The following is a 10,837-nucleotide window of genomic DNA, read 5'->3' as shown; positions in this document are numbered from 1 at the left end:
GCCGTGCACACCACATTCGGAGGTTCGATTCGTGTCATTCCTCCGCCGGCGATCGCGGCGCAATTGAAGCAATGCGCCGCTCCCCATGGCTCGACATGCACGCGGCTCGGCAAGCCGGAAGCCCCATGTGCTCCGTCGGCTCATAAGTCGTACGGGCACAATGGCCTCTCGGGACCGTTGCAATCAAAGTCTTCTGTGACGGGATTCGAGCATCGCGATCCGCGGCAATGAGCTCCGCTCCAAGCGGATCAAGGTCGTGGGTGTGGCGGAGGTCGGATTCCTACTTCAAGGCGGATCCCAAGCCGCCCATGGAAGCCGAGAGCCAGCTGGTCGCATCGACCGCGACCTTAGGAATTGGCTTTGAGCCAGTTCAAGATTCCACGTGCGTCTCTGACTTGGGAGGTCGATGTTCCACTCTGACCGTCGTCGTCCTGGTATTCATAATCATTCCTGATGCCGACCTCATCGGTGTGGGTCTCGGTGAACGTCTCTTGCCGCGTGTACTTGCCATCAGAGCTCCAAGCGTCGCGGCTGGTCGTACGCGTATTCACGCGGCCGCGGTATTTCTCGTCGTACTCGTCGATGAATTGACTCAGGATTACTGCCTCGTCGTCCGTGAGACGGGCGCCAGATACATCGAGGTACTCACCAATGTGCTCGCGGAGTCGCCTCTTCTCGTCGCGGTCCATGTCTCCCACCCCTGATCGTAATCAGGCCAGGCTACCGCTTACGTCAGGTAACTAGGCGGATACCGGACGCGCATGGGTAGTAAGCCTTGGAACTACCGACTCATGCCCCCGACACCCGACACAGACGTGAACTGTTTCATCCATGCCGCGACCTGGTGTTCGCCTCCCGCATGAAAGGTTTGCAAACGCTCGATCCTCGGCGCAATATGGAAAGTAGTTATGAGCAGGCCCGCACCTTTGCAGCGACGCCCTGATTCTCGGGCTTTCGGAAAACTCCAGATGGGACGGTGGGGCCACCGTGGCACAACCGTGGACTGTGGCCACCTCTCGTCGACGCCGGTCGATGAGTGCGGCGGTCCGAGGCGAGGATTCACTGCGGTAGGGCAAAACCCCAGATGGCACGGTGCCGCCGCGGTGGCGGCACCGTGACGAGTTGGCGTCCATTTCGAACGTCCCGTCAGGATGGCTGCGGCGCTCGGGCCACCGATTCGGTTCCAAGTGGCATAACCCCAGATGGTGCGGTGCTGCCACGGTGGCAGCACCGTGATCAGTCTTCGTCTTTTGCGAACGCCCGGTCGAGCAGCGCCGCCGTGGCCGGGTTCACCAGTTCGCTGCGTTGGATGTAGTGCATCACCGTTACCCGGGTGTCGGTGTGGCCGAGCAGTTCCGCGGCGAGTTCGATGCTGGCGTTGGTGTTGACCGCGGTGGCGACGGTGCGGCGGAACATGTGCGGGGTCACCCCGTTGATACCTGCACCCTCAAGCACCTGTCGCAACTGACGGCGCACGTTCCCGGTCGTCAGCGGCGTGCCGTCCCGGGATTGGAACAGCAGGTCATCCAGGCCCATGCTCCCGACCTTGGCGAGCCGCCTTCGGACTGCGTCGGAGGTGAAAGTGGGGATGGCGACAACACGGGTGGACTTGGCGGTTTTGGGGTGGTCCTGCCGAAAGGTCTGCTCCCCCTTGCGGCTGACGATGGTGCCGGCCAGGCGGATGGAAGGCACGGGGCTGGTGATGTCGACGTCCCGGCGTCGGATGGCCAAGACCTCGCCGATCCGAGCAGAGGTGCCCAGCATCACCTCGATGATCGCGCCGAGCTGGCCGTCGGGCTTGGGGCCGGTCGTGTGGTCGACGGCACTCTCCCACTGCGCGATCGCGGCCCGGATCACGTTGACCTCGGGGGCCATGAGCGCGGCGGGGACGTGCGGCTCCCGATGCAAGCGAGAAACGTGGTCCATCGGGTTCCGCGGCAGGACCTCGTGCCGCACCGCCAGCTCCAGGGCCAGCCGCAACACCACCCGGGCCTGCTTGGCCCGGTTGTAGGAGATCTTCGCGAGCTGTTTGATGAACTTGTCGCACCGGGCCACCCCGATCTCCCGCAACGCGAGGTGGTCGAAGGCGGGCGAGACGAGGGTGCGCATGTTGCGCTCGTACAAGTTCCGGGTGGTCCGGGAGATCCGGTCCTCCAGGTCGATGTCATCCAACCAGTAGACCACCAGGTCGCGGAACAGGCTGCCCGGCGTGAGTGACGTGTCGGCGGGTTGGAACAGGTCCCGGTCGGCGATCTTGGCCTTCAGCGCCCGTTCCGCGGCCTTCGCGGTGGTACCGCTGGCCTGCACTAGACGCGCGTGGCCGTCCCAGTCGCGGTACCGGGTCCGCGCCGCGAATCGGCCGGACGGTAGCTTGCGGGTGGTGATGTCGCCGAAGGTGCCGATGGTCAACCGTTGCCGGGGCATCTCAGCTCACCGCCGATCGGGACGCCTGGGCTCGCTGGTGGGCTCGCGCTGTTGGGCGATCCAGGCCCGCACGTCGGAGATGGCGAACTTGAGATGTTTGCCGAACCGGTACGCGGCGGGGCCTTTGCCGTGCACCCGCCAGTCGTAGACGGTGGAGATCGGGATGCCCAGGTAGGCCGCCAACTCGGCAACGTCCATCAGGGGCTCCAGGCCCCAGTCGTCGGTGGGAGGAGAGGTGGGGTTGTCGTTGTGAATGCTCATACCCAACAGGTGTGCCGGGCGATCCCGGACGATCGGGAGGAACCGAAACTGACCTCAGCGCCCCGCAGGACATGGCCGGCACAGCGGCGGAAATGGGCTGAAAGTGATGACGTAGTGATGACACAATCAAATCTCTTAACCAAAATAGTCCCGGAAACCCTTGAGTTTCCGGGACATTTGGTCGGGCTGACAGGATTTGAACCTGCGACCCCCTGACCCCCAGTCAGGTGCGCTACCAAGCTGCGCTACAGCCCGCCGTTTCCCAGTAGAAACCCGAAGGCATCTACCGGAGACAACTGGACTAGCTTACCGCGTCGGGAGAGTGCTCGCGTTCACTTTTGGGCTGTTGGGGAGGGATTGTGCGGGGTGTGGGCGGGTTGCGGGATCTCGACAGGCTCGATCAGCGAGTGGGGCTCGATCAACGAGGGGGTGCGGGATCTCGACAGGCTCGATCAGCGAACGCGGGCGGGATCTCGACAGGCTCGATCAGCGAGTGGGCGGGATCTCGACACGCTCGATCAACGAGTGGGCTCGATCAACGGATACGGCTGCGGGGATTCCCTGCGCAGGCATAGCTCACGCATAGGAACGGTGCGTAGCGTGACCCGAGGTCGTCACCGGCCGCCCAATCAACGAAGGAAGTTATGTCCCAGAAAAGCTCAGGCCCCCTGTCCAAGTTCAACCTCGCCCTGGTGCTGCTCTGGCTGGTCGACGTGGCCGTGACCGTGACGGGGTACCTGATCTTCACTTCCTCCAACGCGAGCCAGGCGGAGTTCTACACCAACCAGTCCGCTGACTACGTCACCTACTTCACCGCGCAGTCCGGCAGCAGCCTCGGAGCCACGCTCATGGCCGCCGGCGCACTCGGCTTCATCATCACCCTGGCCGCGCACGTGCTCGCCCGCGCGATCGCCAAGACCACCGCAGCGGGCGTGCCCACGGATGCCGTGGACGCCGACACCGACAATGAGATCGATTTCGACGACATCGAGTTCGACGCCGCCGACGAGGCCACGCTGAACCCCGACTCCCCCGCCGTCTCCCCCGCCCCCAGCACTACCAAGGTCGTCTCCGGCACGACCACGCCGGCCGCCGCTGAGCTCAGCGCGGCGGATGCCGACGCGGCCAAGAACCCCGCCAGCACGCGCTAACCCGCGCGCAGACGACGAACTGCCCGGTACGGCTCCTACAGCCGTGCCGGGCAGTTTTTGTGCCCGCGCACTCGCACCCGCGGGCGGGCACGAAAAAGCCGCGCACCGGCATCCGTAGATGCGGTGCGCGGCTGAGTCGACCGGCTGGTTAGCGCTTGCGCTTCTCGCGCACGCGCATGCTGATGTTGATCGGGCTGCCGGCGAAGCCGTACACCTCGCGCAGGCGACGCTGGATGAACCGGCGGTAGCCCGGGTCGAGGAACCCGGTGGTGAAGATCACGAAGGTCGGCGGGCGGCTGGAGGCCTGGGTGCCGAACAGGATGCGCGGCTGCTTGCCGCTGCGCACGGGGTGCGGGTGCTCCGCGGCAAGCTCGGCCAGGAACGCGTTGAACTTGCCGGTGGCGACACGGGTGTCCCACGACTCGAGCGCGAGCTCGAGGGCCGGAACCAGCTTCTCCATGTGACGGCCGGTCTTGGCCGAAATGTTCACGCGCGGGGCCCAGGCCACGTGGGCCAGGTCCTGCTCGATCTCACGTTCCAGGTAACGGCGACGGTCGTCGTCGATCTGGTCCCACTTGTTGAACGCGAGCACCAGGGCACGACCGGATTCGAGGACCAGGTCGATGACGCGCACGTCCTGCTCGCTGATGACCTCGGTGACGTCGATGAGCACGACGGCCACTTCGGCCTTCTCCAGCGCGGCGCTGGTGCGCAGCGATGCGTAGAAGTCGGCGCCCTGAGACAGGTGCACGCGACGACGGATGCCGGCGGTGTCGACGAAGCGCCAGACCTTGCCGCCGAGCTCAACCTGCTCGTCGACCGGGTCGCGGGTGGTGCCGGCCAGGGCGTTGACGACAACGCGCTCTTCGCCGACGACCTTGTTGAGCAGGCTGGACTTGCCCACGTTCGGGCGCCCAAGGATCGCGACGCGGCGGGGTCCGCCCACTTCCTGCTTGGCGACGTTGGAGATCTCGGGGAGTTCTTCCAGGATCGCGTCGAGCAGGTCGGCGACGCCGCGGCCGTGCAGCGCGGAGACCGGCCAGGGCTGGCCGAGGCCGAGCGCCCACAGGCTGGCCGCTTCGGGCTCCTGGCGGATGTCGTCGACCTTGTTGGCGATGAGGAAGACGGGCTTGCCGCTGCGACGCAGCAGCTTGACGACGGCCTCGTCGGTGGAGGTGGGGCCGACGTTGGCGTCGACGACGAACATGACGACGTCGCAGAGTTCGATGGCCAGTTCGGCCTGCATGGCGACGGAGGCGTCGATGCCCTTGGCGTCGGGCTCCCAGCCGCCGGTGTCGACGAGGCTGAAGCGGCGTTCGTGCCACTCGCCCTTGTAGGTGACCCGGTCGCGGGTGACACCGGGGGTGTCCTCCACGACGGCTTCACGGCGGCCGAGGATGCGGTTCACCAGCGCGGACTTGCCCACGTTGGGGCGGCCGACGATCGCGATGACCGGCAGCGCCGGCAGGTACGTGATGGCGTCGGGGTCGTCGCTGACGTGGTCGAGAACGTCGAAGTCCTCGTCGTCGAGGTCGTACTCGTTCAGTCCGGTGCGCAGCGCCGTGGCGCGCTGCGAGATGAGCGCGTCATCGTCGTCGAGGTCGGTCAGGCGCGATGCGATTTCCGGGTCGAGCTCGGGGATCGTCGTGTCGTCGAATTGGTTAGTCATGCGAGGCCTCGCGGTTACGTGTATTGATGACCTCTATGACCGCGTCAATGGTCTGGTCGAAGTCGAGATGGGTGGAGTCGACGGTGGTCACACCGTCTGCAGCGCTCATGAATTCCACTACCTGGGAGTCGGCGCGATCCCTCGATCGCAGCTGTTCCGCCACGGTGTGGGCCGATTGGGTTGATATTTCCGCAGAGCGCCTAGCCATTCTAGCCTCTTCGGTTGCTGTGAGTAGAATGCGCACCTCGGCTTCGGGTGCCACGACGGTGGTGATGTCGCGTCCCTCCACCACCACGCCGGGCTGGGCGACGGCTCTGGCGATGCTGCGGAACAGCTCGGTGAGGTGCGTGCGCACCGCTGGGACCCGGGCGATCGCGCTGACCGCGGCCGAGATCTCCGGCTCACGGATGGCGTCGGTGACGTCACTGTCGCCCACCCGCACGAAGTAGGCATCCGGGTCGGTGCCGATCAGGTAGTCGAAGTCGGGCAGCAGCGCGGCGACCGCGGCGGAGTTCTGCGGGTCGACCTCCTTGTCGATCACGTGCCAGGCCAACGCCCGGTAGGCGGCGCCGGTGTCGAGGTAGGCGAAGCCGAGGCGGCGGGCCACGGCGCGGCTCACGCTGGACTTGCCGCTGCCGGCAGGCCCGTCGATCGCGACGAACAGGGGGAAGGAGTGCTTGCTCAAACGTCTAACCGACAATCCGCCAGCCGCGCGCGGCCAGCTCAGAGGTGAGGCGGCTGACCGCCTCGGGGAGGATGCTGATCTCGGCGAGCCCGATCTGGGCTCCCGGGGAGTGCTCGAGGCGCAGGTCCTCGAGGTTGACGCCCACGTCGCCGATCTCGTTGAAGAGGCGGGCCAGCTGGCCGGGGGTGTCGTCCACCATCACGGTGATGCTGGCGTAGCGGCGGTCCTGGCCGTGCTTGCCGGGCAGCCGGGCCACGCCGGTGTTGCCGCCGGCGATCTCCTCGGCCACCTGCCGGCGGGCGCCGGGGGCGGATGGGTCGGCCAGCGCCTCGATGAACCGGTCCAGGTCGTCGCGCAGTGCCAGCAGAATCTGCCGCACCGGGGCCGGGTTGGCGCCGAGGATCTGCACCCACAGCTCCGGGTCGCTCGCGGCGACCCGGGTGACGTCGCGCAGGCCCTGCCCGGCGAGGTTGAGCGCGGAGCCGGGGCCGTCGGTGAGGCGGCGGGCCATCAGCGTGGACACCACCTGAGGAACGTGCGAGACCAGGGCCACGGCGTCGTCGTGCTCGGCCGGGGTCATCTCCACCAGGGTGGCGCCGAGGTCGAGGATCAGGTCGTCGATCGCGGTGGCGCGCTGGTAGCTGATCGCGTCGTGCGCGGCCACCACCCAGGGCCGGCCGATGAACAGGTCGGCACGGCCAGCGAGGGGTCCGCCGCGTTCGCGGCCGGCCAGGGGGTGCGAGCCGATGTACCGGGAGACGTCGGCGCCGCGTTCGATGAGGTCGGTCAGCGGGGCCAGCTTGACGCTGGCCACATCCGTCACGATCGCGTCGGGGAACGCGTCGAGCTCGCGGGCGACGATGTCGGCGGTGACGTCCGGCGGCACACACACCACGATCAGCTGCGGGGCATCCGTGCCGGTGGCGGCGCGGCCGGCGCCGTAGTCGATGGCCAGCGACAGGTTCGTCGGCGACGCGTCGGCGAGGATCACGTCGATGCCCCGGATGCTGAGGCCCAGACCAATGCTGGTGCCCAGGAGACCGGCGCCGACGACGCGCACGGGCCCGATCAGGCGAGACTCGACCATGTTCGGCTCCAAACTTGCGCGGGTGACAGGGGTGACACGGATGCTGCGGGTGCGGCTGCTTACTTCTGCACTTCGGCGCGGGACACCGTGAGCAGCTGACCGAGTTCCACCTTAGTGAGGTCGCGCACCGCGCCGACCCGCAGGGTGCCCAGCTGGAGCGGCCCGAACTGGCGGCGCACGAGGTCCACGACGGGGTGGCCGACCGCGTCCATCATCCGGCGGACGATGCGGTTGCGGCCGGAGTGCAGGGTGAGCTCGACGAGGGTGAAGCCGTCGCCGGGAGGGCTGGTGAGGATGCGGGCCTTGTCGGCGGCGATGGGGCCGTCCTCCAGCTCGATGCCGCTCTGCAGCTTGCCGATGGTCTGCGCCGAGACGCGACCCTCGACCTTGGCGATGTAGGTCTTGGCGACGCCGAAGGAGGGGTGCGCGAGAACGTGGGCGAGGTCGCCGTCGTTGGTGAGGATGAGCAGGCCGCTGGTGGCGGCGTCGAGGCGGCCCACGTTGAACAGGCGTTCCTCGTAGCCGTCGGTGAACTGGCGCAGATCGGGTCGGCCGCTCTCGTCTTGCATGGAGGAGACCACGCCGACGGGCTTGTTCAGCATCACGTAGCGGCGGCTGGTGTCCAGCTGCACGGCGATGTTGTCCACGGCGATCTTGTCGGTCTCGGGGTGCACCCGGCGGCCGAGCTCGGTGACGACGGTGCCGTTCACCCGCACCCGGCCGGAGCTGATCATCTCTTCGCTCACCCGACGGGAGGCGACACCCGCGGCGGAGAGCACCTTCTGCAGGCGCACGCCGTCGGCCGCAGCCGCGGGGTTGGTGGCGAAGTCCGGGTTGGAACTGCTGGTGTCGATGTAGCCATCGTTGTGGTCGACTGTGTTTTCGGTCATGGTAGATCCTCGAATCCGTTCGCACCGTCGGCGAGCAACGGCGAAATTAGTGGCAACTCGTCGAGCGAGTTGATTCCCAGCTGCACAAGCAGCAGGTCGGTGGTGGCGTAATTGATCGCGCCGGTCTCGCTATCGGTGAAGGCCTCGGTGATCAATCCGCGGCCCAGGAGGGTGCGCACGACCGAGTCGACGTTAACGGCCCTGATCGAGGCTACCGCGCCGCGGCTGATCGGTTGCTTGTAAGCGATCACGGCGAGGGTCTCCAGGGCGGCCTGGGAGAGCCGGCTGGGGTTCTGGGTGTAGACGAAATCGGCCACGACCGGGTCGTGTTCGGCGCGCACGTAGATGCGCCAGCCGCCGGCCACCTCGCGCAGTTCGAAGCCGCGCCGCACGGTGCCGTTGAGCCCATCGAAGTCGGCGACGAGCCTCAGAATGGCCTCGCGCACGTCGGTGAGCGGATGCGCGACCGCCGTGGCCAGGTGCACCAGGCTCTGCGGCTCATCCGCCACCATCAGAATCGCCTCGAGCCGGCGCTCGATCGCGCTCGCTCCCCCGTCACCAGGTCTCGACAGGCTCGACCCACGATCGGTCGAGCCCCCCTCGCTGGTCGAAGTGACCCCCTCACCAGGTCTCGACAGGCTCGACCCACGATCGGTCGAGCCCCCCTCGCTGGTCGAAGTGACCCCGTCACCAGGTCTCGACAGGCTCGACCCACGATCGGTCGAGCCCCCGTCGCTGGTCGAGCTTGTCGAGACCCCGTGAGTCGCCTCGTCCACCGCATCCGTCATTGCGTCAAGTCTCATAGTCGCCTCCGAGGGTCGCAAGATTGTCGTCCGACCAGCCCTCGGCGTCCCAGTGCAAACTGAGCTCGCCGAGCGGTTCCAGCTGGTCGAAGGTGAGCGCGCCGTGCCGGTACAGCTCGAGCACAGCCAGAAAACGGGCGATCACCAGCCCCTTCTCGGCGCAGTCCACGATCAGTTCCCGAAAGGTCAGGTGCGTGTTGGCCCGCAGCATGGCCACCACGATCGCCGCCTGTTCCCGGATGCTCACCAGCGGTGCGTGCAGGTGCTCCAGTCCCACGGTCGGCAGCTCCCGCGGCGTCAGGGCGAGCGCGGCCAAAGCGCCGAAGTCGGCCAGGGACAGCGTCCAGACCAGCTCCGGCGTCGTGGTGCGGTACTTCTCCTCCAGCCGCACCGACCGCACGTGCCGGGTGGCCTCGTGGTCGAGGTGTTCGAGAAACCAGGCCGACGCGGTCTTGAACGCCCGGTACTGCAGCAGCCGGGCGAAGAGCAGGTCGCGGGCTTCGAGCAGGGCCACGTCCTCGGCATCCACCAGTTCGCCCTGCGGCAGCAGGCCCACCAGCTTGAGGTCGAGCAGGGTGGCGGCCACGACGAGGAACTCGGTGGCCTGGTCGAGCTCCTCCGCGGCGTCGAGGCCGCGCAGGTAGGAGATGAACTCGTCGGTGACCTGGCTGAGCGAGATGTCGGTGATGTCGAGCTGGTGTTTGCCGATCAGCGAGAGCAGCAGGTCGAACGGGCCCTCGAAATTCTGCAGCGCCACGGAGAAGCCGGGCGCCACGGCATCCGTCGTCTCGGTTGCGCCGTCGATCGTGCCGGTGCGGGTCGTGGCGCCTCGCGCCGCGACCGCAGCCGTCGTGGTGCGCTTAGGCGACCGCGCCACGCTGGATCAGTTCCCGCGCCGCCTGCTTGTAGGCCTTGGCGGCGGCGTGCTCCGGAGCGAACTCGGTGATCGGCACCCCCGCCACACTGGCATCCGGGAATTTGACGGTGCGGCCGATGACGGTGTCGAGCACCCGGTCGCCGAACGCGTCGACGACCCGCTCTAGCACCTCACGGGAGTGCAGGGTGCGGGAGTCGTACATGGTGGCCAGGATGCCGTCGAGTTCGATGGCCGGGTTGAGCCGGTCGCGCACCTTGTCGATGGTTTCGATGAGCAGGGCCACTCCGCGCAGGGCGAAGAACTCGCACTCCAGCGGGATGAGCACGCCGTGGCTGGCGGTGAGGGCGTTGACGGTGAGGATGCCCAGCGACGGCTGGCAGTCGATGAGGATCACGTCGTAGTCGTTGGAGACCTTGCGCAGCACCCGGGCCAGGATCTGCTCGCGGGCGACCTCGTTGACCAGGTGCACCTCCGCGGCGGAGAGGTCGATGTTGGCCGGGATGATGTCCAGGCCCTCCACCGAGGTCTGCTGGATGGCCTCGCGCGGGTCTTTGGAGCCGCTCAGGAGCAGGTCGTAGATGGTTGTGACGTCGTGAGTGGGCACGCCGAGGCCGGCCGACAGGGCGCCCTGCGGGTCGAAGTCGATGGCGAGCACGCGGCGGCCGTATGCGGCCAGGGCGGCACCCAGGTTGATGGTGGTCGTCGTCTTGCCGACGCCGCCCTTCTGGTTGCACAGCGAGATGATGCGCGCCGGGCCGTGGCTCTTCAGGGGGGTGGGTTCCTCGAACACCTGCACCGGTCGCCCGGTGACACCGGTGGGAAGCTCCTCGAGTCCGGGAAGCTGCGTTCGGCTATCCGTCTTACGCGCCACTGGGCTGTCCTCGATCCGTCATGCAGTTCACTTGGTCGATTGTACCGAGCCTGCACGCCCGCCACGGCCAGGATCGCCGGTGTGCCGTCACTCGCTGCCGCTCCCCTCACGTTGGTCGA

11 protein-coding genes and 1 tRNA gene are annotated in these 10,837 nt (G+C 67.2%); 1 reads left to right on the top strand and 11 read right to left on the bottom strand.

Going from position 1 to position 10,837, the window contains the following annotated elements:
* Positions 1-347: 347 nt before the first annotated feature.
* The 4 genes from K2F54_RS16770 to K2F54_RS16755 all read right to left on the bottom strand — a co-directional run bounded on the left by K2F54_RS16770 (position 348) and on the right by K2F54_RS16755 (position 2,940).
* On the bottom strand, positions 348-689 hold the full coding sequence (locus K2F54_RS16770) for a hypothetical protein (RefSeq protein WP_220607000.1): 342 nt from the start codon (positions 687-689) through the stop codon (positions 348-350).
* Positions 690-1,236: 547 nt separating this feature from the next.
* Positions 1,237-2,424 carry a tyrosine-type recombinase/integrase gene (locus K2F54_RS16765; RefSeq protein ID WP_220606999.1) on the bottom strand — a complete coding sequence of 396 codons (1,188 nt, stop codon included), beginning with the start codon at positions 2,422-2,424 and terminating at the stop codon, positions 1,237-1,239.
* A 6-nt stretch (positions 2,425-2,430) separates the two neighbouring features.
* Positions 2,431-2,685: a helix-turn-helix domain-containing protein gene (locus tag K2F54_RS16760; protein ID WP_255577231.1), complete on the bottom strand. Its 255-nt coding sequence runs from the start codon at positions 2,683-2,685 to the stop codon at positions 2,431-2,433.
* Positions 2,686-2,863: 178 nt separating this feature from the next.
* Positions 2,864-2,940, bottom strand: a tRNA-Pro gene (locus tag K2F54_RS16755).
* Between the two features lie 389 nt (positions 2,941-3,329).
* Here K2F54_RS16755 and K2F54_RS16750 point away from each other — a divergent pair.
* Positions 3,330-3,836 (top strand): hypothetical protein, encoded by a 507-nt coding sequence (locus tag K2F54_RS16750; RefSeq protein ID WP_220606998.1) that lies wholly within the window; start codon positions 3,330-3,332, stop codon positions 3,834-3,836.
* Between the two features lie 148 nt (positions 3,837-3,984).
* Here K2F54_RS16750 and der read toward each other — a convergent pair whose 3' ends face one another.
* From der to K2F54_RS16715, 7 genes are all read right to left on the bottom strand, one after another.
* A complete protein-coding gene (gene der / locus K2F54_RS16745; RefSeq protein WP_220606997.1) occupies positions 3,985-5,505 on the bottom strand; it encodes a ribosome biogenesis GTPase Der in 1,521 nt (506 codons plus the stop codon).
* On the bottom strand, positions 5,498-6,190 hold the full coding sequence (cmk, locus tag K2F54_RS16740) for a (d)CMP kinase (protein ID WP_220606996.1): 693 nt from the start codon (positions 6,188-6,190) through the stop codon (positions 5,498-5,500). Before cmk ends, der begins: the two co-directional genes overlap by 8 nt.
* Before the next feature lie 4 nt (positions 6,191-6,194).
* A complete protein-coding gene (locus K2F54_RS16735) occupies positions 6,195-7,277 on the bottom strand; it encodes a prephenate dehydrogenase (protein WP_220606995.1) in 1,083 nt (360 codons plus the stop codon).
* A 59-nt stretch (positions 7,278-7,336) separates the two neighbouring features.
* Positions 7,337-8,167 carry a pseudouridine synthase gene (locus K2F54_RS16730; protein WP_220606994.1) on the bottom strand — a complete coding sequence of 277 codons (831 nt, stop codon included), beginning with the start codon at positions 8,165-8,167 and terminating at the stop codon, positions 7,337-7,339.
* Positions 8,164-8,739 (bottom strand): SMC-Scp complex subunit ScpB, encoded by a 576-nt coding sequence (gene scpB / locus K2F54_RS16725; RefSeq protein WP_255577236.1) that lies wholly within the window; start codon positions 8,737-8,739, stop codon positions 8,164-8,166. Before scpB ends, K2F54_RS16730 begins: the two co-directional genes overlap by 4 nt.
* Positions 8,740-8,959: 220 nt before the next feature.
* Positions 8,960-9,775 carry a segregation and condensation protein A gene (locus K2F54_RS16720; RefSeq protein WP_308287717.1) on the bottom strand — a complete coding sequence of 272 codons (816 nt, stop codon included), beginning with the start codon at positions 9,773-9,775 and terminating at the stop codon, positions 8,960-8,962.
* Positions 9,776-9,830: 55 nt separating this feature from the next.
* Positions 9,831-10,718, bottom strand: a complete 888-nt coding sequence (locus K2F54_RS16715; RefSeq protein ID WP_220606992.1) for a ParA family protein — start codon at positions 10,716-10,718, stop codon at positions 9,831-9,833.
* Positions 10,719-10,837 lie beyond the last annotated feature (119 nt).

It is taken from the genome of Cryobacterium inferilacus (assembly GCF_019599185.1).
Lineage (GTDB): Bacteria > Actinomycetota > Actinomycetes > Actinomycetales > Microbacteriaceae > Cryobacterium > Cryobacterium inferilacus.
Note: the sequence above shows the minus strand (reverse complement) of the source record. Positions and strands in the feature narration are given on the sequence as shown.